Source organism: Thalassovita mediterranea (assembly GCA_019448215.1).
GTDB lineage: Bacteria > Pseudomonadota > Alphaproteobacteria > Caulobacterales > Hyphomonadaceae > Henriciella.
On record CP080408.1, the window covers coordinates 1,459,574 to 1,483,501 of the forward strand.

Annotated in this window: 25 protein-coding genes; 3 read left to right on the plus strand and 22 right to left on the minus strand. The window is 61.1% G+C overall.

Going from position 1 to position 23,928, the window contains the following annotated elements; genetic code table 11:
- Positions 1–18 precede the first annotated feature (18 nt).
- On the minus strand, positions 19–630 hold the full coding sequence (trmB, locus tag KUV46_07205) for a tRNA (guanosine(46)-N7)-methyltransferase TrmB (GenBank protein ID QYJ02168.1): 612 nt from the start codon (positions 628–630) through the stop codon (positions 19–21).
- Between the two features lie 56 nt (positions 631–686).
- Between trmB and KUV46_07210 the strand changes: the two genes are divergently transcribed.
- A complete protein-coding gene (locus KUV46_07210) occupies positions 687–2,348 on the plus strand; it encodes a hypothetical protein (protein ID QYJ02169.1) in 1,662 nt (553 codons plus the stop codon).
- On the opposite strand, the gene metK is transcribed toward KUV46_07210, so the two are convergent.
- The 17 genes from metK to KUV46_07295 all read right to left on the minus strand — a co-directional run bounded on the left by metK (position 2,345) and on the right by KUV46_07295 (position 17,699).
- Complete coding sequence (gene metK / locus KUV46_07215) at positions 2,345–3,541, minus strand: methionine adenosyltransferase (protein ID QYJ02170.1); 1,197 nt, start codon at positions 3,539–3,541, stop codon at positions 2,345–2,347. The two genes, KUV46_07210 and metK, sit on opposite strands and share 4 nt — an antisense overlap.
- 70 nt (positions 3,542–3,611) lie before the next feature.
- Positions 3,612–4,025 carry a helix-turn-helix domain-containing protein gene (locus KUV46_07220; protein QYJ02171.1) on the minus strand — a complete coding sequence of 138 codons (414 nt, stop codon included), beginning with the start codon at positions 4,023–4,025 and terminating at the stop codon, positions 3,612–3,614.
- 48 nt (positions 4,026–4,073) lie between these two features.
- On the minus strand, positions 4,074–5,714 hold the full coding sequence (gene lnt / locus KUV46_07225; GenBank protein QYJ02172.1) for an apolipoprotein N-acyltransferase: 1,641 nt from the start codon (positions 5,712–5,714) through the stop codon (positions 4,074–4,076).
- Positions 5,711–6,457 carry a hemolysin family protein gene (locus KUV46_07230; protein ID QYJ02173.1) on the minus strand — a complete coding sequence of 249 codons (747 nt, stop codon included), beginning with the start codon at positions 6,455–6,457 and terminating at the stop codon, positions 5,711–5,713. The genes lnt and KUV46_07230 overlap by 4 nt, the downstream gene beginning before the upstream one ends.
- 110 nt (positions 6,458–6,567) lie before the next feature.
- Positions 6,568–6,975: an rRNA maturation RNase YbeY gene (ybeY, locus tag KUV46_07235; protein ID QYJ02373.1), complete on the minus strand. Its 408-nt coding sequence runs from the start codon at positions 6,973–6,975 to the stop codon at positions 6,568–6,570.
- Positions 6,976–7,022: 47 nt separating this feature from the next.
- On the minus strand, positions 7,023–8,027 hold the full coding sequence (locus KUV46_07240; protein QYJ02174.1) for a PhoH family protein: 1,005 nt from the start codon (positions 8,025–8,027) through the stop codon (positions 7,023–7,025).
- Positions 8,008–9,381: a tRNA (N6-isopentenyl adenosine(37)-C2)-methylthiotransferase MiaB gene (gene miaB / locus KUV46_07245; GenBank protein QYJ02175.1), complete on the minus strand. Its 1,374-nt coding sequence runs from the start codon at positions 9,379–9,381 to the stop codon at positions 8,008–8,010. Before miaB ends, KUV46_07240 begins: the two co-directional genes overlap by 20 nt.
- Before the next feature lie 46 nt (positions 9,382–9,427).
- The gene (locus tag KUV46_07250) at positions 9,428–9,847 is read right to left on the minus strand and encodes a transcriptional repressor (GenBank protein ID QYJ02176.1); all 420 of its coding nucleotides are present in this window, start codon (positions 9,845–9,847) and stop codon (positions 9,428–9,430) included.
- Positions 9,848–9,854: 7 nt separating this feature from the next.
- Positions 9,855–10,343 (minus strand): GNAT family N-acetyltransferase, encoded by a 489-nt coding sequence (locus tag KUV46_07255; GenBank protein QYJ02177.1) that lies wholly within the window; start codon positions 10,341–10,343, stop codon positions 9,855–9,857.
- A complete protein-coding gene (gene tsaB, locus KUV46_07260; GenBank protein ID QYJ02178.1) occupies positions 10,343–10,990 on the minus strand; it encodes a tRNA (adenosine(37)-N6)-threonylcarbamoyltransferase complex dimerization subunit type 1 TsaB in 648 nt (215 codons plus the stop codon). The genes KUV46_07255 and tsaB overlap by 1 nt, the downstream gene beginning before the upstream one ends.
- Before the next feature lie 15 nt (positions 10,991–11,005).
- The gene (locus tag KUV46_07265) at positions 11,006–11,608 is read right to left on the minus strand and encodes a malonic semialdehyde reductase (protein QYJ02179.1); all 603 of its coding nucleotides are present in this window, start codon (positions 11,606–11,608) and stop codon (positions 11,006–11,008) included.
- A gap of 28 nt (positions 11,609–11,636) precedes the next feature.
- A complete protein-coding gene (locus KUV46_07270) occupies positions 11,637–12,224 on the minus strand; it encodes a NifU family protein (GenBank protein QYJ02180.1) in 588 nt (195 codons plus the stop codon).
- A gap of 102 nt (positions 12,225–12,326) precedes the next feature.
- Entirely contained in the window at positions 12,327–13,412 is a 1,086-nt protein-coding gene (locus tag KUV46_07275; GenBank protein QYJ02181.1) for a hypothetical protein, read from the minus strand.
- Between the two features lie 227 nt (positions 13,413–13,639).
- Complete coding sequence (locus KUV46_07280; GenBank protein QYJ02182.1) at positions 13,640–13,846, minus strand: hypothetical protein; 207 nt, start codon at positions 13,844–13,846, stop codon at positions 13,640–13,642.
- Between the two features lie 49 nt (positions 13,847–13,895).
- Positions 13,896–14,852: an alpha/beta hydrolase gene (locus KUV46_07285; protein QYJ02183.1), complete on the minus strand. Its 957-nt coding sequence runs from the start codon at positions 14,850–14,852 to the stop codon at positions 13,896–13,898.
- 73 nt (positions 14,853–14,925) lie between these two features.
- A complete protein-coding gene (locus KUV46_07290) occupies positions 14,926–15,840 on the minus strand; it encodes a hypothetical protein (protein ID QYJ02184.1) in 915 nt (304 codons plus the stop codon).
- Between the two features lie 2 nt (positions 15,841–15,842).
- Complete coding sequence (locus tag KUV46_07295) at positions 15,843–17,699, minus strand: AMP-binding protein (protein ID QYJ02185.1); 1,857 nt, start codon at positions 17,697–17,699, stop codon at positions 15,843–15,845.
- Positions 17,700–17,781: 82 nt separating this feature from the next.
- On the opposite strand from KUV46_07295, the gene KUV46_07300 reads away from it, so the two are divergent.
- On the plus strand, positions 17,782–18,255 hold the full coding sequence (locus KUV46_07300; protein QYJ02186.1) for an SAM-dependent methyltransferase: 474 nt from the start codon (positions 17,782–17,784) through the stop codon (positions 18,253–18,255).
- Positions 18,256–18,376: 121 nt separating this feature from the next.
- On the opposite strand, the gene KUV46_07305 is transcribed toward KUV46_07300, so the two are convergent.
- From KUV46_07305 to KUV46_07315, 3 genes are all read right to left on the minus strand, one after another.
- Positions 18,377–19,099, minus strand: a complete 723-nt coding sequence (locus tag KUV46_07305; protein ID QYJ02374.1) for a sulfotransferase — start codon at positions 19,097–19,099, stop codon at positions 18,377–18,379.
- 20 nt (positions 19,100–19,119) lie between these two features.
- Positions 19,120–20,046, minus strand: coding sequence for an aminotransferase class IV (locus tag KUV46_07310; protein ID QYJ02187.1), 927 nt, complete (start codon positions 20,044–20,046; stop codon positions 19,120–19,122).
- Positions 20,047–20,174: 128 nt separating this feature from the next.
- The gene (locus KUV46_07315) at positions 20,175–21,743 is read right to left on the minus strand and encodes a long-chain-fatty-acid--CoA ligase (protein QYJ02188.1); all 1,569 of its coding nucleotides are present in this window, start codon (positions 21,741–21,743) and stop codon (positions 20,175–20,177) included.
- Between the two features lie 119 nt (positions 21,744–21,862).
- Here KUV46_07315 and KUV46_07320 point away from each other — a divergent pair, with 119 nt between their 5' ends.
- Entirely contained in the window at positions 21,863–22,813 is a 951-nt protein-coding gene (locus tag KUV46_07320) for a glutathione S-transferase (GenBank protein ID QYJ02189.1), read from the plus strand.
- A 146-nt stretch (positions 22,814–22,959) separates the two neighbouring features.
- Here the strand turns inward: KUV46_07320 and KUV46_07325 are convergent, their stop codons facing one another.
- A complete protein-coding gene (locus KUV46_07325) occupies positions 22,960–23,901 on the minus strand; it encodes an ABC transporter ATP-binding protein (protein ID QYJ02190.1) in 942 nt (313 codons plus the stop codon).
- Positions 23,902–23,928: the final 27 nt, after the last annotated feature.

Genomic DNA, 23,928 nt, shown 5'->3' on the forward strand with positions numbered 1-23,928 from the left:
CATGAAGTTTTGGCTTATTTAGTCGAGGGTGAATTCGTAGAAGACGGGCGCGATATCGCCGAGATTCTTTGTCTCATACCGCGTGCGGAAATGATCGGCGGGTGGTTGGCGCCAGTCATCGGCTTTCTCAGCGAGCCAATTAAAGCCCTCAGCAGCGAGAAATATGCTCAGCGCTTCGTCGGCGTATGAGCGCACATCGGTTGCAAACCGAAGCCGCGCCCCGGGCTTCATCACCCGCCTGAGGGCCGTCAGGAAATCAGGTTGGATGATCCGGCGTTTCTGGTGGCGTTTCTTCGGCCATGGGTCGGGAAACAGGATGAAGACGCGGTCGAGGCAGGCATCTGGCAGCAGATCCACGAGTTCACGGGCATCCTCATCCCAGAGGCGGACATTTTTCAGCGCCATATCCTCGATATCGGACAGGCACTTCGCGATGCCCTCAACAAAGACCTCGCCCGCCATGATGCCGACGTCCGGGTTGGCTTTTGCCTGCGCGCTCACATGTTCGCCGCCGCCAAAACCGATCTCAAGCCAAAGCTGGCCAACCTCTGCATCGAAGAGGCCTAGAGGCTGCTTCAGTGCGTTCGCGTCGCCCGGAAGGCGCAGGCGGGGCAAGAGATTATCAACCAAACTCTGCTGTCTGCCCGACAAGGGGCGGCCGCCCTTTCGGCCGAAGGAGCGGATGGGTGAGTGTTCAGACGATTTCACGACAAGCTCCGGTGACGCGGCGCCAGTCAGTGACCGACCTTCCAGCCACTGAGATTTCGTGGCTGTGGTGGGCGGTGTGGCTGGCCTGTTTTGGCGCGTTCTCCATGATGGTGCCGCGCGATGCAAGTTTCGATGTCGCCCATTATCACCTTCACAATGGCTGGGCAGCACTCAATGGCCGTGACGGCTACGATCTCGCGCCTGCAGAAATGCACAGCTTCGCCAGTCCGGGCTGGCAGGTCTTTGTCTGGCTGTTGATCGAGTGGTTGCCCGGACGGGCCGTCGCCTTCCTGCTCGGTGTCCTGCAAGGGCTTGGCTTGCCAGCGCTCTACGCCTTGTCCCGGCGGGTCCTCCAGCGCACCGGCGCAGAGCCGAGCTTGCTTGTCGTGCTGTCGATTGCGGCGGCGGGCTTTCTTGCCGAGGCCCAGTTCGGCCTGTTCGGCTCCGTGCGCAACGACTCTGTATTTACGGTCGCGCTGCTTGGCTCTCTCGTCCTGCTCTTTCCTCGGGATGGTGGGGCGCCGGGCTGGAAGAGCCTTGGTATTGCCAGCGGACTTCTTGGCCTATGCATCGGTCTCAAGCTTACCAATGCGGTTTATGCACTGTTTTTCGCGACGAGCGCTCTGATCGTACTGCAGGGCTGGCGTCAGCGTATCTCGGGCGCGCTCATCTGCGCCGGGTTCGCGCTCATCGGAATTATGGTGACCGGCGGAGCATGGGCTCTCTATCTCTATAACGTCTATGGCAACCCGATCTTTCCTCTACTGAACGGGGTATTCGACGCGCCACTCGGACCGGAAGAAGCGTTCCGGGATGAGCGTTATCTGCCGCATGGATTTGGTGAAGCTATTCTCCGGCCATTCGCCTTCCTCTTCGACGGCGAGCTCATAAATGAGCACGACTTTTTCGATCCGCGCCTGCAGATCGGCTATCTCGCCAGCCTTGTTATTCTGATTGCTGCGCTCGCATTGCGGCAATTCTGGCAGAAGGCAGGCGTCCGCGAAGCTTGCGCGCTTGCTGCAGGCTTTATCGTCATGCTGGCAGGCTGGACCGCTGTCTTCTCGATTGCCCGCTACATCATTGCGGCCTGGATGATCGGCCCGCTTATGGCCGCGCTCGTCATCGCGCTCTGGCGTCCAAGATTGCTGTCAGGAAGCCGAGCGTCGCTCGCGGGACTTGCGGCAGCCGTTGGCCTCTCCGTGATAACGCAGCCCTCGCTCCTGCGCCGCGCGCCATGGCCCGCGGACTGGAGCGCGCCCTATGTTAGCGCCGAGCTGCCGAATGAGGGCGCCTATGATGGTGCGGTCATAGCTTTTGCTGGCGGCTATCCTGGGGCGTTCCTGTCACCGTTTTTCCCGGAAACAGCGCGGCTCACCCATCTCGTGCCGCAGGACTGGAGCGCGCCTGCACTGGAAGGCTACCGCCGCCAGATACGCGACCTCGTTCGTGATCCGTCGATGAGACTCTATGTAGTCATAACAGAAACGGCGGAAGGTTCCTTTGAAGAAACCATCCGCCGACTTCAGCAGATTGAGAATGTGGCCGTAGAGACCTGGCAATGTGAGCGTATCAATTCTTCATTTGATACGCCCGGCGTTTACTGGAAAATCTGCCCGGCATCCTGGCAGGGCAGGACCTAGCCCAGCAGGTCTTTCAGCTGATCAACCAGGTCGGTCTTTTCCCAGGCAAAGCCGCCATCGGCGTCAGGCTTACGGCCAAAGTGGCCATAAGCTGCCGTGCGGGCATAGATCGGCTTGTTGAGGCCGAGCGCCGTGCGGATGCCGCGGGGGGACAGGTCCATCACTTCCATCAGGCGCTTTTCAAGTTTGCGCTCGTCGGTCTTCGCGGTGTCGTGAAGATTGACGTTGATGGAGAGCGGGCGCGCCACGCCGATCGCGTAGGAAAGCTGGAGCGTGCAGCGCTGGGCAAGGCCAGCTGCGACAACGTTCTTGGCGAGGTAGCGCGCGGCATAGGCGGCCGAGCGGTCAACTTTCGTCGGATCCTTGCCGGAGAAGGCGCCGCCGCCATGCGGGGCGGAGCCACCATAGGTGTCGACGATGATCTTGCGGCCTGTGAGACCTGCGTCGCCGTCCGGACCGCCGATGACGAACTTGCCGGTCGGGTTCACATAGAACTTGTCTTCGTCCGGGAACCAGCCGTCTGGAAGGATCTCCGTAACCACCGGGCGGACAAGCTCGCGCACATCAGCGGCGGATAGGCCATCCTGGTGCTGGGTCGAGACCACAACTGCGTCGACACCGACAGGCTTGCCATTGCTGTACAGCATGGTGACCTGGCTTTTTGCGTCAGGCTCGAATTCCGGACGCTCACCGGAATGGCGAAGCTCTGCCATCCGCTTCAGGATGCGGTGCGAATAGGAAATCGGAGCCGGCATAAGCTCATCGGTTTCGTCGCTTGCATAGCCGAACATGATGCCCTGGTCGCCAGCACCTTCTTCGGTGTAGGTGCCCGTGCCTTCATCGACGCCAGCGGCGATATCTTCGGACTGGCCGTGCAGCCAGTTATTGAGCTTCAGATTCTTCCAGTGGAAGCCGTCTTGCTCATAGCCGATATCCTTGACGGCGGCGCGAACGACATCCTCGATCATGTCGGGCGTGATCGTGTCCGGACCGCGCATCTCGCCGAGAAGGGCGACCTGGTTCGTCGTCGCAGCGGTTTCACAGGCAACGCGGACGCGCGAGGTGTCGTAGCCAGCCTTGATGGCTTCGCGGAAATAGAGATCAACGACCTCGTCGGAAACGCGGTCACAAACCTTGTCCGGGTGTCCCTCAGAGACGCTCTCGCTGGTAAAAAGAAATACTGGATCGGTCAAAATTCTATTCCGCTTTTAGATTGGTCGACTTAGCCCTGTTATAGGGTTCGCCTTGGTGACGCTAGGCTTTTCACGAATTCTCATCATCGACAGCCGCCGCTGCCTTGATGGTCGCAAGCAGCGACTTGCGCAGCGCTTCGTCCCGGATCTTCTGAAACGAAGAGACTAGCTCCATGGCCTCATGGTCGATCTGGGGCAGCGGCGCCGCTTCACTGGCATCCTCATGCAGCTGGCCCGGCAGGGACAGGTACTCTTCGGCGCCCTCATAGAAATAGGCGATCGGCACGTCGAGCACGCCAGCAAGCTCATAAAGCCGGCCTGCGGAAATGCGGTTCACGCCTTTCTCGTACTTCTGGACTTGCTGGAAGGTGAGGCTGAGCCGCTCGCTCAGCTGTTCCTGCGTCCATTTGAGTTCCTTGCGGCGCCAGCGGATGCGCTGGCCCACGAGTTCGTCGATCCTGTTGGGTAATTTACTCTCGGGCATAGCGTCGCTTTTTGAGGGTACGGCTTTGAGAAGGGTGGTCGCTGGCTTCTAGCGCCGCCAGGTAAAGAAGGCCAGAACCGTAAACCCGGCCAGCGTGAGCCAGAACAGCGCGGCCCCGAAGCGTTGATAGGGTGTTGTTGCCAGTGGCGCGGGCAGGGGCGCGCGCACAACCGAAGAGACCCAGCCATCAGGGTCGCCGGGCCTTCTCTGACCACGCGCGGTCTCACGGCCGAACCCATCGATGACCGCCGTCGCGCCGCGGCTTGCGACACGCGCCATGGGCAGCCCGCTTTCGATGGAGCGATAGCGGTTCTGGGCGTAGTGCTGCGCCGGTCCAAGGCCGCGGCCGAACCAGGCATCATTGGAGATGGTGACGATCCACTCTGCCGCTTCACGCTGCGGCTTTGCGGTCCGGGTAATTTCGGGAAACAGCGCTTCATAGCAGATCAGCGCAATGAAAGGCGGCACGTCGCGCGGGAAGACGACCGTAGGTTCCGCACCGGGCGTAAAGCCTGCCGACGCCAGCTCCTGCATGGCGCCGGGCAGGAAACCAGCCATCATGTCGCCGAACGGAATGATGTCCGTCGCAGCCAGCTCGCCAAACGGGACCAGGCGATGTTTGTCATAAAGGCCGATCAGCTCTGACTGCCCATTTTCTGCTGCGAGTACGGCAAGGCTGTTGAAAAACACCGTGTCGTTCTCATCGAGGCTGCGGCGCGTAGAGCCGACGATCAGCGTGCGATTGCCGAGATAGGTCGAAATCGTGTCGATCGCATAGGTGTTGGTCAGCAGGTAGAAGGGAAGGGCACCCTCGGGCCAGATGACGATGTCATCTTCGGCGCTCTCAACCTCCTGAAGGAAGTTGAGATAGCGGCGAAACAGCCGGTCAGAGGCGCCATTATACTTGTCTGCCTGCGGCACACCCGGATCCATCAGGACGACGTGCTGCTCTGTCATCTGGGATGGTTCTGCAAGACGCTGCGCGCCCCAGGCCCAGCCGACACTGGCAAGGATAACTGCTGCGGTGATTGGCAAGGCCCGTTCGAACAGGCCGCGGACTTCACGCGTATCGACAAGGGCAGCCGGGGCTGCGCTCACAAACAGTGTCAGCAGCGTCAGCCAGTAAACCCCGCCAAGCGATGCCGCCTGCGACAGCGAGCTACCCGGCGTCCAGGTCGTGCCGAAAACGTTCCAGGGAAAGCCGCCAAACAGATAGCCACGGACGAGCTCTGCCAGTCCCATGAAGACGGTGAAGATGAAAATCCGCGAGGGAGAGGCAGACCAGAAGGCACCAGCCAGACAGAAAGCTGCCCCCCAGATCAGGGCCATGCCGCCCGGCAACAGGACCAGAGGCATCCAGATGTAAGCGGCATGCTGGGCTGGATCGACCAGGAATGGAGAGACCGTCCAGTACATGCTGACCAGGAAGAAGCCATAGCCAAAGGCCCAGCCGCGCATGAAGAGGGCGCGGCCCCAACGGGCCTTTTTGCGCGCGCCATCCATCATCCAGACGAGCAGCGTCACGCAGACGACAAGCGCAAGCGCGATGTGGAATGGCGCAAAGCCCAGCGCAGCGACCGCGCCGAGAAAGATGCAGATGATGAAAGCGAGCAGGCCGGAAATGCCGGAGACGCCCTGATGCAGGGGGGCGAGGGCTGTTAGCCCGTAGCTCTGCTCGCGAGCGCTCAAGCCCCGGCCTCTGCTGCGACGCTACGGACGACAAGGCGTTCGATCCGCCGGGCATCACCGTCCAGAATTTCGATGTCGGCACCGACCGGATGGCGCAGGACTTCACCGCGAAGCGGGACCTTGCCGGCGAGCGCAAAAGCGACGCCGCCAAGCGTGTCGACCTCGACGTCCTGGTCTCCGAGGTCGAGATCCATTCCGGTCTTTTCGAGGAAGTCCGAGATTTCCATGCGGGCGTCGGCTTCCCAGGCATGGCGGCCGCGGCGCACGACCATGGCTGGCTCTTCATCGTGCTCGTCTTCGATGTTGCCGACAATCTCTTCCATCAGGTCCTCGAGCGACACGAGGCCGTCCGTTCCACCATATTCGTCGACGACGAGCGCCATATGGATACGGCTTGTCTGCATCTTCACCAGCAGGTCAGCGAGCTTCATCGATGGCGGGACATAGAGGATGTCACGGCGCAGGCGTTCGAGCGGGCGGTCCATGCCTTCGCCGCCCCGCGCAATCTCTCCCACCACGTCCTTGATATGAACGAGGCCAATCGGATCATCCAGCGTCTCTCGATAGACGGGCAGGCGGGAATGCGACTCTTCGGCGTAGAGCTGGATCAGCGCTGGCAGGTCAGTCGAGAGTTCGACGCCGACAATCTCTGCGCGTGGCACCATCACATCGGCGACACGGCCCTCTTCGAACTCTGCAAGGCGCAGTCGAAGCTGGGCAGGCGTATGCTGTGCGTTTTGCACCGTTACAGCTTCTGCTTGCTGCTCTTCGTTTTCGCGCCGCCTGCTAAATCTGAATAGGCGCGGGCGGCGCCGTCTCTCTCGGTCAGTTGTGTCAGTCATCTCGTTCCAGCTCAGAGGTCCCTGCCATAGGGGTCGCCAATTCCAAGACCGGCAAGGGCCTTGATCTCGAGCGCCTCCATTTCGCGGGCCTCTTCCTCGGTCATATGATCATAGCCGAGCAGGTGAAGATAGCCGTGAATGACGAGGTGGCTCAGGTGATCAGTCAGTTTGATGCCGCGTGTGGCTGCATCGCCACGCGAAACGCCAAGCCCGACTGCAATGTCGCCCAGGAATGGTGCGTCCATTTCATCAGCCGGAAAGGACAATACATCGGTCGGTTTGTTCTTGCCGCGCCAGTCCCGGTTAAGCGTATGCATTTCATCATCATCGGTCAGGAGAAGCGCGACTTCCCCCTCAATGGCGACAAGCGTAAAAGCGGCGTCCAGCGCGCGCTGGCAGACCGCTTCGGCGTCTTCCATTTCACTAGCCCAGCCTGCGTCCTCTATGCGCAGGTCCAGCACGATGCTCACGATCCGGCCCCCGGCGTCTTGTCGTCGCTGGTGCCCGCATCCTTGTCATAGGCGCGGATGATGCGCGAGACGAGCGCATGACGGCGCACATCTGAAGCAGTGAAGTGAACAATGCCTGTGCCTTCGACGCCTTCAAGAATGCGAAGCGCATGGGCAAGGCCCGACGGTGTTTTCGGCGGAAGGTCCACCTGTCCCGGATCGCCCGTGACGACCATGCGGGAGTCGCGGCCAAGACGCGTCAGGACCATCTTGGTCTGACCGATCGTGGCGTTCTGCGCTTCGTCCATGATGACAAAGGCGTTCTTGAGCGTGCGGCCCCGCATGAAGGCGAGCGGGGCGACCTCGATAATCTTCTTCTCACGCATGCGCTCGACATGATCGGCGCCGAGCACTTCGTTCAACGCATCCCAGATCGGGCGTAGATAAGGCTCAACCTTCTCTTCAAGGTCGCCGGGCAGGAAGCCGAGATTTTCGCCGGCCTCAACGGCAGGGCGTGTGATGATCAGGCGTTCCTTGGTCTTCTTTCGAAGCTCTGCAGCGCCCGCGGCGACCGCAAGATAGGTCTTGCCGGTACCAGCAGGCCCAACACCAAAGACAAGGTCGCGGCCCTCGCGGGTGAGGTAGTCGATATACTGGGCCTGTGTACGGGTCTGCGGCATGACGGGCACGCGAAGCCCGGTCAGCGAGCCATAGCTTTCAGCCGGGGCGCGGGCCTGATCGATGGCGCCTTCAAAGGCATCTTCGCCAGCGGCCGGGTCGCTCTTCAGCATACGCTCGAACGCGGCCAGTGCTGCTTCGCCGTCAGCGACCGCGGCTTGCGTGCCGGTCAGCCGGATGCTGCCGCCCTGGCTGTCGGCTTTCAGTTTGCCATCAATAAGGGCCATTTCCAGCTTCATCAGATTGCGATGCTGCGGCCCGCAGATCGCAGGAAGAAGCGCTGGATTGTCCGGAGTGTAGAGGCGGGTGACGGTGCCTTTCAAGTCAGGCGGCCTCCACCGCATGGGCGTATTCGCCGGTGAGAGAGCTCATCGTCGAGCCGACAATCTTCACGTCCACAATCTGTCCTACAAGGCTTTCAGGCGCATCGAAGTGAACCGCCTGCATCCAGGGAGAGCGGCCATGCGCCTGACCCGGCATCTTGCCCTTGCCGGTCACGAGGACAGGCAGTGTTTCGCCAACTTTGGAGGCGTTAAACTCGGTCTGTTGCTGCTTCAGCAGGGCTTGCAGCCGCTGCAGGCGTTCGTCCTTCACCTCTTCGGGCACATGGCCGAACATGTCAGCCGCTGGTGTGCCCGGGCGCGGGGAGTACTTGAACGAATAGGCAATGGCATAGCCGACTTCACGGACGAGGTTCATCGTGTCCTCAAAGTCTTGATCGGACTCACCCGGGAAGCCGACGATAAAGTCGGACGCGAGCGCCATGTCAGGGCGCGCATCACGCATCCGGCGCATGATGTCGAGATAGTGCTCGGCCGTGTGGCCGCGGTTCATCGCCTTGAGGATCCGGTCAGAGCCAGACTGCACAGGCAGGTGCAGGAATGGCATCAGTTCCGGCACTTCGCCATGCGCTGCAATCAGGTCGTCATCCATGTCGCGCGGGTGGCTGGTCGTGTAGCGGATACGGTCGATACCGCCGATCTTTGAGAGGTGGCGTGCCAGCTGCCCAAGGCCCCATTCGCCGCCGCCTTCCAGCTTTGGCGCTGCGCCATGCCAGGCATTCACATTCTGGCCGAGCAGCGAGATGTCACGTACGCCCTGTGCGGCAAGGCTGCGCGCTTCCATGACAATGTCATCGACGGGGCGCGAAAGCTCTGCGCCGCGGGTGTAAGGCACGACACAGAAGGTGCAGAACTTGTCACAGCCTTCCTGCACCGACAGGAAAGCGGCAGGGCCATCCGCCTCACGCTGCTTTGGCAGGGCGTCAAATTTCTCTAGCGTCTCAAACTCGGTCTCGAGCCGGTCACCTGCCGCGCGGCTGGCGCGGGCGACCATTTCAGGCAGCTTGTGATAGGCCTGCGGGCCAAGCACGAGATCCACGGCAGGCTGGCGGCGCATGATCTCGGCGCCTTCGGCCTGCGCCACGCAACCTGCAACGGCGATGGTCATCTTGCCGCCGGAGGCCTCTTTCATCTTCTTGATCTGGCCAAGCTCGGAATAGACCTTTTCGGTCGCCTTCTCACGGATGTGGCAGGTGTTCAGCACAACGAGGTCAGCGGTCTCCGGGCCGTCGACAGGCTGATAGCCGAGCGGGCGCAGCACATCGCGCATGCGCTCGCTGTCATAAACATTCATCTGGCAGCCATACGTCTTGATGAAAAGACGCTTGGGCTCTGGGCGCGAAGTTGGGGTGGTCATCCGCGGGCTTATGCAACAAAACAGGCCTTGGGGCCAGCCTCGGGAGTTAGTTGGACTTGTCCGATTTCAGCGGCACGCCGTAAAGCTCCAGCCGGTGATCGACCAGCCGATAGCCAAGGCGTTCAGCGATCTCGACCTGAAGGCGCTCAATCTCTTCGGAGTGAAACTCGACCACGTCGCCGGTTTTCACATCGATCAGGTGATCGTGATGCTCTTCAGGCACTTCCTCGAAGCGGGCGCGCCCGTCGCGGAATTCGTGGCGCTCGATGATGCCGCTTTCCTCAAACAGCTTCACGGTTCGGTAGACAGTTGCCAGCGAGATGGAGTTGTCGAGCGCATTGGCGCGGCGGTGCAGCTCTTCGGCATCGGGATGGTCATCGGACGTGGACAGCACACGCGCAATCGTGCGGCGCTGCTCGGTCATACGAAGACCTTTTTCGGTGCAAAGCTTTTCGAGACGATCCATGGCCTGTTCATGCCCCCGATTTGTGTGTGTGTCCAGCGAGCGGACGCGACATTAACACCGCATCGACAGCGGCGCCGTCTTCGCGGCGGTAATAGTTCTTGCGAACACCATCACGCCCGAACCCATTGCGTTCATAGAAAGAGATAGCGGCAAGATTGTCACCAGCAACATCCAGCATCAACCGGTCTATACCATAGGGGCCGAGCAATGTGGCTGCGTGCTCGAAGAGCTGCTGCGCTGCGCCGCTGCGCCTTGCGTCCGGATGAACGCAGATCGTCAGGATTTCAGCGTCCGGTGGGACGCGCTGTATTAGAAGCAGGCCGGTAAGATTGGCGTCTTCCTCCAGGCCGAGCGCGAGTGTGGTCTGCGCGCTGAGCGACTCACGCATGGAGCGGACGCTCCACTGCCCGCTGACGTCAAAACAGGCTGCGTGCAGCATGGCCGCACGCGCTGAATCTTCCTCATTCAGGATGACGATGCCGCGCCTTCCGGCCATCAGGGCTTGCGGCCGCCGGGCAGGGCGGCGTCGGGCGCGCGTACATAGACAGGGCGCGCCACGCCTGCAGGATTGTCGGCGACCGCCGCAAACTCCGCCGTCCGCCGCGCACTTGGGCGGGCCTCATGAATCTCGATTCCTTCAAGCGCGGTATCCAGCGGGCCGCCCACTTCGCCAAAGACAAAATGCGGGTGAGCGCTGAGTTCAGCCTTTATGGCGTCGAGACCAAGCTCCTCCGGCTCACCAGTCGCCGCGCCTGTGCGGAACCGCTGCACCCAATAGGACAGGTCAGGTGGGCGTCTCTTGGCGGGAAGGGCAACGATGGCCGAGCCTTGCTGGCCTGCAGGGAGTGTCGCTTCCAGCGCGGTCACGCCGACACACGGCACCTCAAGCGCCAGCGACAGGCCGCGCGCAAATGCGACGCCAACGCGGATGCCGGTAAAGCTTCCGGGGCCGGTGACGACACCAATCCGCTCAACATCCTGAAGACTGAAACCCGCCTCTTTCAGGCAGGCCTCGACGATTGCGGGAAGGCGCGCATCCTGTCCGCGTACCATGTCTTCATGGCGTTCGGACAGGCAGGTGCCATCCTTCAGGACCGCGACATCGCAGGCCGGGCCGGATGTGTTGATACCAAGCGTCAGCATGCGAGGGACGCCCGGCTAAAGGATCTTGCAAGCCTCATCGAAGCTGAGGCGCGGGCTGCGATCGAAGATGGTGCTGTCATCGCCATGGCCGATGGCACAGAGGAAGTTCGAACGCCAGTGATGGGTCTCATCCTTGTCGGCAAAGAATTCGAGATCGACACCATCCTGATTGAAGCCAGACATCGGCGCGCAGTCGAGACCCAGCGCGCGCGCGGCCAGCATCAGATAGGCGCCTTGAAGCGAGCCATTGCGCATGGCGTGCTCTTCGCGGGCATGCGGATCGGAGAACCAGTCCTTGGCGCCTGGATTGTGCGGGAAAAGCTGCGGAATTTTCTCATGGAACATGAAGTCGTTGGCGATGATGCAGACCCAGGGCGCGCTCAACGTCTTTTCGACATTGCCTTCCATCAGATGCGGTTTGAGGCGCGCCTTGGCCTCTTCGGTGCGGATGAAAACGAAGCGGGCGGGGCAACAATTGGCGCTTGTTGCGCCCATCTTTGCAAGGTCATAGACGGCGCGGATCAGAGTTTCGGGCACATCCTTGTCGTGCCAGCCATTGTACGAACGCCCCTTCCGCCAGATGAGGTCCAGCGCGTAATCATTGACCGGATCAGACATGGTCCCGAAACTCCTTGATGGTAAAAGTCTAAAGCGCGGCCTCGACCGCATTCACTTCGGGCACATAGGCCTTCAGCATATTTTCGATACCCTGCTTCAGCGTCATCGTGGACGATGGGCAGCCTGCGCAGGCGCCGCGCATGGCAAGGTGGACGATCCCCGTGTCGGCATCAAAGCGCTGGAAAGTGATGTCGCCGCCATCCTGCGCCACAGCAGGACGCACGCGCGTCTCGATCAGCTCCAGGATCTCGCCGACGATTTCAGCGGTCTCGCCTTCATAGTCGTCCGCGGTGGTCGCATTGGCGTCAACTTGCGGCGACGCGCCGCCATCGCTGAGCACGGGAAGCCCGGCGACATAGTGGTCCATGATCGCGGCAAGCACCATCGGGCGCAGATGTTTCCAGTCAGACCCTTCTGCCTTGGAGACAGACAGGAAGTCCGGTCCGAGGAAAACACGAGTTACGCCGTCCACATTGAAAACAGTTTGGGCAAGCGGGCTGGAGCCAGCCTCTTCAACGCTTGCGAAATCAAACGGGCCGACGGCGCCCGCAACGGTTTCGCCGGGGATGAACTTGATTGTGTCGGGGTTTGGCGTGGGCTCGGTCTGTATAAACATCGAAGGTCCGGCATTCTCTTGTCTGCTAACGCCGTTCAGATGGACGCCCATACCGCTTGTTTCAAGCCACTCACAGCCGTCTGGCGCAAACGTCGCTACAGGCTATTGCGTGCCCGACGCCCCTGCCAGGGCAGCCTCCGCCCGGTCTTCTGCGTCAATGATGATGGCGCCGCCGAGATCACGCGTCGCCCGGCCAGCCTCACCGATATAGAAGGCCATCATGGCCAGATGGTCGGCCATGAGACGTGCGTCGCCTGACTGGTTCGACACAAAAAGCGGGTCCAGCGTCGCTGCCTTTCGCCATGCCGCTGAAAGCCGGTCAATCCGCGATTGAACGGCCTCGCTGACCAGACTGTCCGGTTCAGCATTGAGGCTGGCGGTGATCAGCTGGCTTGCAAGCTGCGCGCGGGCGCGTGCAGCATAGAACGCGCGTATATCGCTCTTCGAAGCAGGCCATCCATCGCGAAGGTTTGACTGTTCTCCAAGCTCGGCGACGGAGATGTCAGACCAACTCGCCAGAAGGCCGAGCTTGTCCAGAAGGCTTTCGAACCCTGCAGCTTCGGCGGCGAGGTCGCGCTCCAGACGGCCCTCATATCGGGCCAGCGCCTCGGCGGCGGCGGCAAGGCGCGGTGTCTGTTCCAGTTGCGGATCAATCGCGAGCAGCCGGGCCGCAGCTGAAAGATCAGGGTCTGCACTGCCGCGAGGCGTTTTGGCCTGCATCGACATCAGCCGCGTATACTCACTCATCGAGGATGAGAGCGCTTCCTGCCAGGCTGGAAGGCCGGTCAGGCGTGCCTGCGGATGCCAGCCCGGCCGGTCATTGGCCCAGCCCGGACCTTCGATCTCTCGGCCGATCATGGTGATGATGATACCCGTTTCCGGAGAGGTCCAGGGTCGCTCGGCTGACAGGACGACGGGTTCATCCTTGATGTCATGTGATCCGGCCACGAGCGCCGGATAAAACGCCACAATGGCAAGAATACCGAAGACTTTAAGCGTCTTTACGCCTCTGGCCCACCACCATTCAGCCGTGCGCATCAAGGGCGACGGCTCAGCTTCATCAAGATAGGAGTCCGGCAGGTCAGTCCCGATCAGCGTCACAGCAGGCCCGTCCTCGCGGGTCTTTACTGGAAGCTTTTCGACATTGTTCATGCGGTCGATGATCCGGTCGTGGCGCGCTGGCGACACGTCTTGATCAAGCGCCGCAGCTTCTTCGATTAAGATTTTGTTAACACATAAATCTTGATCCGCCCACGGTGTATTGTGCGTTTATTACGCCTGCGAAACGATCAACAGTTTCGTCCGCGCCTTAAAGACCCAGCGTTTGCACGAGCGCGAGTGCGCTGGTGGCCGCAACCATGGAAAGGAGGACGAAGAGCCCAATCTGACCGCCGCGATGACGTCTTGCTGGACGCTCAGTTGTCGTTGCCATCTTCGGTACTCTCCTCATTTTCGTCAGCCTCAAGCTCGCTCACCTGCTCGCTGACGCCTTCAGCAATGTCCTGAACGCGGTCGAGGCGTTCCTGTTGCCGGTCACATGCCGAAAGCAGGGAAATACTGGCAGAAATGGCCAGTAGCAGCGCGGCCAATGGCCGGGACAGGAGGGGCCGTAGGGTTTTCATGTGGAGGAGGCGAATACTGTGAATCGACACAAAAAGCGAGCGCTTTGGTCTAGATCGCGCCGAGCGCCCGGCCGACCGTTTCGCCGGCTTCGTGGATCGCGTCGCGTGCCGGCATCGAAACGGCGGTAAGATTCATGAAGCCGTGAACCATGCCCGGATGCTCACGGATCGTAACGGGGACGCCATGCGCGGCCAGCTTGCTGGCATAGGCGCGTCCTTCATCCTTAAGTGGGTCCCACCCGCAAAGGACGACATGCGCGGGTGGCAGACCGTAGAAATCGTCGTCCGGCGCAAATAGCGGAGACACTTTCCTGTCCATCCGGTCGCTTTCTGCCTGGATGTAGGCATCGCGGAAATAGTCGAAGAGGCGCTCGGACAGGAAGAAGCCTTCCTGGAAGGTCAGCTTTTTGGTGCTGATGTCGGCAAACTGGACGAGCGGGTACAGCAAAAGCTGGAAAGACGGTGAAGGTTCGCCCTGACGGTTCAGCTCCTGGCAGAGATAGGCGGCAAGGTTGCCCCCAGCACTGTCTCCTGCCACGCAGAGCCGTTCAGGATCCATTTTCAGGAACTCGGTGCGCGCGGTGGTCCATTTCCAGACCGCCATGGCGTCTTCGTGGGCGGCCGGAAATGGATGTTCCGGCGCCAGCCGGTAGTGAACGGACAGGACGCGGCAGCGCGACCCGGCCGCAAGCCGGCGGCAGATCATGTCATGGCTGTCTAGGTCGCCCAGCACAAACCCGCCACCATGAAAGAAGACGATGCCCGGCCCGGGGCCGATCCCGGCGCCAAGCGGCGTATAGAGCCGCGCCTTGAGAGGGCCGTCCGCACCATCGACGGCCAGCGTCGAGATATCGGCAAGCTCCGGCGCATCGCGCTCAACCGACCGGCTCGCCCGGTAAAAGCTACTCCTCAGCCTGTCGGCCGACTGGACGAAATCCAGCTTGGAAAAGTCAGGGAGCTTGAAGCGGTCCAGAAAGGTTCGCAGGGTTTCGTCGAGAGCCATCACCCTAAAATGACGCTTCACTCACCTTTTTTGAAGCATATTTTCGCGCAAGGCCCCGGGTTTTTTGTGGGCGGGCCTAATAGGCTGACATCATCCAGATGATCCGCCGGATGCCATAGCGGTCCAGATAGTCGAGCCCGGTCGTCCACAGACGCGCCTTGGTCATCTCGGGCAGGTTCTCGACGCGCTGGATCATGCGAACGCCAAGATCGCAGAAGTTTACGGTCTCAAGCGCCGCATCCATCTCCCGCCGGCTCTTGCCTTCGGTGGTCAGCAGTAGGGTAAGGTCGCTATCGAACAAGGCACCGGTGCCGAGCGTCTGGAGGGCGCTCATATCGGCGCGCGATGGATAGCCTCTGTTCTGTGGCCGTATCCTCGCATCGATCACCGCATCGAGCAGGATGGTCAGCGTCTCCAGCGAATAATCGTAAAGCGGCTCACCGGGTGCGAGATAGGACTGCAGCAGCAGGTAGGCATCCTGCTCGGCGAGCTCTGCATAGGCGACAAGGTCGGTGCCCATACAATAGGGCGCGCCGGACTCTGACAGGCTTTCCAGACGCGAGCGCGTCAGCTCCATGACCTCATTTGCATAGCGTATGTCGGCCTTGGACAGCCGCTGCAGGCTCTGCATGATCGGCTCGCTACCGGCCTGCAGGAGCAGCACGCCGATCTCTCCCTCAGGCACGCCCCGCTCAAGGGCGACCAGCAATGTCTCGCGCAACTGCCGGGCCTCTGCCGGAAACGCGCTGTCGAGCTTTCGGAAATAGGTGCGCGTCAGCGGGTCTTCGCCAAGCTCGGCAAGCGCGGCCTCGGCGTCAGCTTTCCCGTCGCTGGCGACTTCATCGCTGATCTGCCCGCCGGTGAGAGAGGGCCAGGCGAACAGGAGACCGGTGACGGCGAGGGCAAGTACGAAGGCGGCGGCCACAATCCAGGTGCCGCCAGACGCCGCCTTGCCCTTCCCCCCATCCGGTCTGTCTGGTTCGCCGCTCACACTCAGGCTGTGATGACGCCGGGTGCTGGCGGTTCACTGAAGAGGCCGCGCACCAGATCGTCGCGCCGGTCGATGACGCAGCGCTGGTTTACATAGCCCTTGTCGGTGATTTCGCCCGCATCGATGGATGGCGGCTCGGTCATGACGGTGAAACGGCGGATCTTGCGTGAAGAGCCTTTTTCGCCCGCATTGAACGCCTTCACTTTTTCTGTGAGGTCGGCGGTCAGCTGCGCGAGCGCTTTCGGCGCGTCGCCTTCTGCCTTCTTCACGTATGACATGAAGGTCGCTTGCGCAGGCCAGAACATCGCAGCTGCAAAGTCCTTGTCCTGACCGGCAATGACCGCGTCAAAGACCAGCGGCGAACAGGCCGCGACAAGGTCGGGTCGCAGCGTGCCGACCGACACCCATGTACCGGTCGACAGCTTGAAGTCCTCACCAACGCGGCCGTCAAAAATGATACCTTTGTTGGGGTCATTCTCGTCCACCATGATGGCGGCGTCGCCGAGCTTGTAATAGCCTTCTTCGTCGAACACTTCGGCGTTCTTGTCCGGCATGTCGAGATAGCCCGGCATCACGCTGGGGCCCTTCACGCGAACTTCCAGTTTTGCGCCATTTGGCACCAGCTTGAGGGTAGAGCCCGGCAGCGGCAGCCCGATCAGGCCTACGCGCTCCACCACCCAGTGCACCACGGTAATGCCCTGCGTCTCGGTCGCGCCATACATGGTGATGATCGGGATACGCTTGCCGGTCGCCTTGATGGCGAGTTTTTGCAGCCGGTCATAAAGGTCATCCGACAGCGTCGCGCCGCCATAGCCGACAGAGCGCATGTTCTTGAAGAAAGCCTCGAGCAGGTCATCGTCCTGCTCCATCGCATCGGCCAGCATGGAGAGCGCGATCGGCGCGGTGCCGAAGGAAGACGGGCTGACTTCGCGGATGTTGCGGATCGTTTCACCGAACAGGTCCGGGGTCGGCTTGCCGCCATCGATCCAGAAGGTTGAGCCGTTGAACAGCGCACCGTTGAAGTTCACATTCGAGCCAGAAATGTGGTTCCACGGCAGCCAGTCGAGGACGTTGTGGACCTCGTCCGGATCATAGTCCGGGTCCTTCTCGTCATCGCGCAGGCCATCGACGCCGGCGATCATCGAACACATCGCGCCCTGCGTCTGTGGCACAGGCTTTGGCATACCGGTGGAGCCGGAGGTGAAGAGGTATTTGCCGACGCTATCATCGTTCAGCTTCGACATGGCCTCATCGACGGCCGGGGTCGGCTTGGTCTCTGCCAGCGTGTCGAAGGACTGGATCTCATTCGTCGCGCCATTTTTGGCGAAGATCGTACAGCCATGCTCGCCGAGCGCGTCGAGCGCATTCTTGAACGGCGCCACATCCTGAACAAAGATCGCCTTGGGCTGCACCGCCTCAAAGCAATGCTTCAGCTTGCCGAAATCGGTCGACATGGTGGAATAGGGCACAGAAATCGGCGCGGCGGGGGCGCCAATCTTCATCGCTGCCAGGATCACCAGCGCGCTCTCGATGGAGTTGCCAGACAGGATCATCACCGGCGATTTCGGGCCAGCACCCATGTCGAGGAAAGCCTGCGCCAGCGCATCGACCTTCTTCTTGCCTTCGCCATAGGTGACGGTCCGCCACTGATCGGTCTCAGCGTCGCGCTGTTTCAGCCATGGGCGGTCCGGATGTTCTGCGGCGCGCTCATCCAGGCAGTGCGGAATGGTCTTCGGCCGGTCGCCGGGTGTCTGGCGCGGCGTCAGATAGATTGTGCCGTCATCCTTGCGGACCATCTCGATGTCCGGCTCTTTCTGCGGCAGGGGGCGAAATGGCGGCAAAGCCTGTCCGTCAGCCATGGGTATCTCCCTTGAAATTCAGTTTTTTGTATAGCCCGACCAGTCTATACACAGGCAAATTCCTGCCAAGAGAAACCCGCCGATGACCCAACGTAATATAGGTATCTACCCTATCGGAATTGTTAGGTCCAAGCGCTCTGAACCGATAGATGACGGATGGGGTGCCATCCCCGCGCACATCGAACTCGACCCCGATCAGTTCACGCCCGAAGCACTTTTCGGTCTCGACACATTCTCTCACGCGGAGATCATTTTCCTCTTCGACCGCGTGCCCGATGAGAAGATTGAGCGCGGCGCGCGTCATCCGCGCGGCAACAAGGATTGGCCACTGACCGGCATCTTCGCTCAGCGCGGCAAGAACCGTCCCAACCGGATCGGCGTCACGGTCTGCCGCGTCCTGAAGGTGGACGGGCTAAACCTCTATCTCGAAGGCCTCGACGCGATCGACGGCACCCCGGTCATCGACATCAAACCCGTCATGGAAGGCTTCCTGCCCCGCGGTGAAATCCTCGAACCTGACTGGTCAAAGGCGCTGATGGCGGGGTATTGGAAGTAGCTGCTGCCCAACCCCCTCTTTCCGTCATCCCAGCGAAAGCTGGGACCCATGGCGGTTGAGAAATCACCTCCCGGCCGTCATGGACCCCACCTTGCGGTGGGGAGGCGGAAGTGAGGAAGCCTCAGGCGGATTTCGGCTTCAATCGGTGGGCAGCGATCGCCTCATGGCTCTCCCGCGCCTCATCCGCCAGCTTGCGCAGCGCGTCAGGCAGCACCGGATTTTCCATTCGCGGCGCGCCAAACCCTGTCGACTGCCACACCGCATCATACCAGTGCGGCGCCCAGACCCCGTCTTCCGGCTTTGGCCCCGCCTCCCAGCTCAGCATGGCATCGGTGTATTCGATGCCAAGCGCTGCGCAGAGGGCGCGTAACATCCCGGCTGGGTCTTCAAGGATATCATCGGAATCGACCACAGGCGGCGCTTCGCCCCTGATCTGACACACCCTGTCGAACAGCTCTGCCTGCTGCGGCACCCCGATCGCTTCGAGGCTTACCGTCTCCATCTTGCGCGCATAGGAGGCGAGCACACGTGCCGGGTCTCGGATGAGGAAGGCATTGGTCACCCGGTGCATCCAGCTGCGGGGCAGAGCGGGCGCCATATGGTGCGTCATATGCTTCTGGTAGAAGACGGGCTTTCCGTTCGGCACGGGCGCTTCGCTCAGCTCTCGCGCAACAACGGCGCCGTCATGCGCCTGCGCCTCCAGGATCTCCGCCTGCATCGGGTGCACGGTGCCGGTAGAGACAAGATAGGCCGCGTAGAACGGCTCATCGACGCAGGCCGTATCAGGCCGCGCGCCAAAGCTGCGCATCATCGTGGTCGAGAGATTACGCGGGCCAGACCACATGGCGATGCGGACAGGCTCGTTCATTTGATTGGTGTCAGGCTGCGGGCGACAAGATCCTGGTAAAGCCCGGTAATCCGCTTCGCCATTGGCCCGCCGACATGCTCGATTGTGCGCCCGTCCACTTCACGCACCGGCGTCACGCCTGCAAACGTGCCCGTCACAAAGGCTTCATCAGCCGAATAGACGTCAAACAGCGAGAAGCGTTTCTCACGGACCGTAATCCCGGCTTCCTCGCAGACGTGGATGATATTCCCGCGCGTGATTCCGCCAAGGCAGTAATCGGGCGGCGACGTCCAGACCTCGCCATCGCGCACGATGAAGAAATGGGTCGAGTTACAGGTCGCGACGAACCCGTTGGCATCCAGCATCAGCCCCTCATCCGCGCCCGCCTTGTCGGCTTGGATGCAGGCGAGAATGCAATTGAGCTTTGAGTGCGAGTTGAGCTTCTGGTCCTGCTCGGCAGGCCCAGTGCGACGCACATGAACGGTAAAGAGCGAAAGCCCTTTCTCGATCACTTCCGGCACGGGCGCCTTGTATTCCGGTATGATGACGACGGTCGGCTTCGTAATGGTAAAGCGCGGGCCCTGATAAGGCGTCTTCTTGATGCCACGCGTCACCATCAGCCGGATATGCACACCGTCGCTCATCTCCTGCGCCTTCAGGCAGTCGAACAGGCGCTGGGTGAGCTCCTCCTTCGAAAGCCCGATATCCATGTCGATGGTCTTTGCGCCCGCATAGAGCCGCTTCAGGTGCTCATCGAGGAAGGCCACACCGCCATTCTTGACCCGCAGGCCTTCCCAAACCCCGTCGCCCAGCAGGTAGCCACTGTCGAATACCGAGACGGTCGCTTCATCGCGGTGCTTCAGCTCTCCATTGACGGAGATCAGCACATCCGCATTGCGCGGATCATAGACAAAGTCATGCACACCGTGCGGTTCGTCTTCCATCGAGTGGTCTCCTGTCTCGAACGTCCGGTTCTGAACGTCCGGTTCTAGTCATACACCGGACTGCCCCAGAGCGAAGCATGCCCCTGCGAAGGCAGGGGTCGAAGGACGAGCGCGTTGAGGTTTGCGCTTTAGCCAACCCGGCGGTCAGTATCCTTCCAGTAAGGCTCGCGCAGATCCTTGCGAAGGATCTTGCCGGACGGGTTGCGCGGCAGCACCTTCACGAAGTCGACCGATTTCGGGCACTTGTAGCCAGCGATCTTCTCTTTCGTGAACGCGATGATGGCGTCCTTGTCCGGGGTCGCGCCTTCCTTCAGAACGATGATCGCCTTGACCGCTTCGCCCCATTTCTCGCTCGGAATGCCGATGACGGCGACGTCGGCGACGTCCGGGTGGCTGAACAGCGCATTCTCGACCTCGGCCGGATAGACGTTCTCGCCGCCCGACACGATCATGTCCTTGATCCGGTCGTGGATGAAGAGGAAGCCATCCTTGTCGAAATAGCCGGCATCGCCCGTATGGAAGAGGCCCCCGCGAAGCGCCTCCTCTGTGGCTTCCTCACGGTTCCAGTAGCCCTTCATGACGAAGTCCGCGCCGATCACAATCTCGCCAACCTCGCCCTGTGGGACCGGATTGTCTTCCGGGTCGACCACGCGAACGATGGCAGTCGGATAAGGCACACCGCAGGAGCGCAGCTTGCCCCAGCTCGGGTCGTGCGCTTCTGGCGGCAGGTAGGTGCCAAGGCCAACCGTCTCGGTCAGGCCGTAAAGCTGGGTGAATTTCGCACCGAACAGGTCGACGGCGCGCTTTAGCAGGTCTTCGGCAATCGGCGATGCACCATAGGAAATCGTCTTCAGCGACGAGAAATCCCGCTCATCGACGCCCGGCATCTGCGATAGCATCAGGATGACAGCCGGCACCCAGAAGGCGTGATTGACCTTGTGCTGCTCGACGAGGTCGAGGATGGCGGCAGGGTCGATCTCACGCAGGATGAGCGTCATCGCCCCCTGCGCGCTGGCTAGAACGCCGATATTGCAGCCCGCCACGTGGAAGAGCGGCATGGCGTTCATCACCACATCGCCCTCATCATAGGCAGCCCAGTCGAGCTTCGCCGCTTCGGTGAAGACGGCGCGATAGTTCGCATTGGTCAGCATGACGCCCTTGGGCAGGCCCGTGGTGCCCGAGGTGTAGAGCTGGATGACATCGTCATCATCTTCGGTCTTGAGTTCCGGCGCCTTGTCGCTCTGGCTCGCCATCCAGTCGTCATAGGATGGCCAGTCCTTGTGGCCGCCATCAATCGCGATGATCGTCTTCAGCTCAGGGCATTCCGGCGCGATTTTCTCTGCGGCCTCATAGAATTCCTTGGCCACGAACAGGACTTTCGACTTGCTGTCGGAGAGGATGAATTTCATCTCCGGCGGCGCGAGGCGGTTATTGATGCCCGTCATGGTCGAGCGCGACTTCGCACAGCCGAAAAGCTGCTCGTAATAACAGCCCATATTCTTTGCGAGATAGGCGACCCGGTCGCCCGGCTTCACGCCTGCCGCCAGCAGGCCATTGGCGACCTTGTTGGCATTCTTTTCGAGACCGGCGAATGTCGTCGTCTTCCCCTCGAACCAGATCGCGGGCTTGTCAGCGAGTTTCTCGGACTGCACGCGCGGAATATCGGCGAGGTGTGGCATCAGGACGGGATCGAGCATCTTCTGGACTTCCTCTTGAGCTTTGCTTCTTTTTCTTTACCGCTTGAAATCGCTTTGAACGCGGCGGGCAAGCCCTCAGATGGGATAGGGTGCCTGCCAGACAGCGAAAAGGAACGCAGATGGCCAGCGCGCAGACGATTATTCTCCACCATTACCAGACTTCTCCCTTCTCGGAGAAAGTCCGGCTCGCGCTGCGAATGAAGAACCTCGCCTGGGCGTCGGTCGAAATTCCCAACATGATGCCAAAGCCGCTGCTGATGCCGCTGACGGGGGGCTATCGCAAGACGCCCGTCATGCAGATTGGCGCGGACATCTTCCTCGACAGCGCGATGATTATCCGCGCGCTGGAGGAACGCTTCGAGATCCCGCAGCTCGACCTGCCGGGCCATGAGGGCCTTTCCAATGTCGTCGGCTCATGGGCTGACGGTAAGTGGTTCCAGACCAGCGTTGCCATCATCTTCGGCACGATCGGCGATCAGGTGCCGGAAGCCTTCAAGAAAGACCGCGAGCAGCTTTCAGGCCGCCCATTCGATACCGATGCCATGAAGGCTGTCGTGCCGATGATGAAGGATCAGTGGCGCGCGCAGATGGCCTGGCTCGAACAGCGCCTAACGGGCGGACAGGGCGCGGGTGCCGGCAACTGGCTGGTCAGCACCAAGCCCGGCCTCGTCGATGTGCACGCTTATATGAATCCATGGTTCATGGAGAGCGCCCTGCCTGATTTTGCGGCGCAGTGCTTCAAATCCTTCCCGCGTACCGCAGACTGGTATCAGCGCATGAAGGAAATCGAGGGTCAGACGCCAGAAGACATCACGGGCGAAGAGGCGCTGGAGATCGCGCTTCACGCCGCCCCGCGCCTCAAGGCCGCCAAGACCGAAGGCGAGCTTCAGGAGTTCGAGCCTGGTGAGCGCGTCGCTGTCGCGGCCGACGATTATGGTCGCGACTGGGTCGAGGGCGAGATCGTCATCGCCACCGCCGACCGCATCATCATCCACCGCCATGATGAGCAGGCCGAAACACTGAACCTGCACTTCCCACGCACCGGCTTCATGGTCCGGCGCCTCGGTTAGAAAACGTCCCAAGATCGAGCGCCCGCACGCCGTTTTCCCAGCGAAAGCTGGGACCAATGGCGGTTGAGCGCGCTCATCCCCAGCCGCCACAGAACCCACTTTTCAGTGGAGGGACGGCGTCGCGGGAGATAGTCCTGTAATTGAGCCTAGGCAGCCTCGGTCGTCATGGCGACGAACACGTCTTCCAGTTTCGGCTGATCGGTGGAGAGGTCCGCCACGCTGATCCCTGCTTCACGCACCTGTTCCAGCAGGCGGCCGATGCCGGTCTCGCTGTTGCGATATGCGATTTCAAGCTCGCCAGACTTGAGGAGCCGGATATCGAGGTGCTTCAGGCTGTCTGGCACATCAGTGAGCGGTTCGCGCGGCTGGATCTTCAGGATGCGTTGGTCCATGCGCGCCAACAGTTTCGGCGTCGGCTCACAGGCGATGATCTCACCATGATTGACGATGGCGATCTCGTCACAGAGCTCTTCAGCCTCTTCCAGATAGTGCGTCGTCAGGATGATGGTCGTGCCCTCATCGTGCAGACGGCGGACATATTGCCAGAGCGAGCGGCGAAGCTCCACGTCAACACCGGCCGTCGGCTCATCAAGGATAAGAACAGGCGGCTGATGCACCAGCGCCTTCGCGATCATCAGGCGGCGCTTCATGCCGCCCGATAGCTGGCGGACATAGGCGTCGCGCTTGTCAGCAAGGCCGACCGCATCGAGGATTTCCAGCGTCCGGCGCTGGCCCTTCGGTACGCCATAGAAACCAGCCTGCAGCTCCAGCGCCTCTTCCGGCGTGAAGAAGGGGTCCATGGTGATTTCCTGGTTCACGACACCGATCGCCGCGCGGCTTGCGCGCGGATGCTGGTCGATATCCATGTCCCAGATACGGGCCGTGCCGGATGTCTTGGTCACGAGGCCAGCAAGGATGTTGATAAAGGTCGACTTGCCCGCACCGTTCGGGCCAAGCAGGCCAAAGATGCTGCCGCGCGGGATTTTCAGGCTGATGGACTGGAGCGCGCGCTTTTCCGGCATCTTACCAGAGGCAGCGTAGACCTTCTCGAGGTTCTCGACCTCGATTGCATAATCAGGGGCGGACATCTGCTCTCCGTGGTTTGCTCGAAGCGT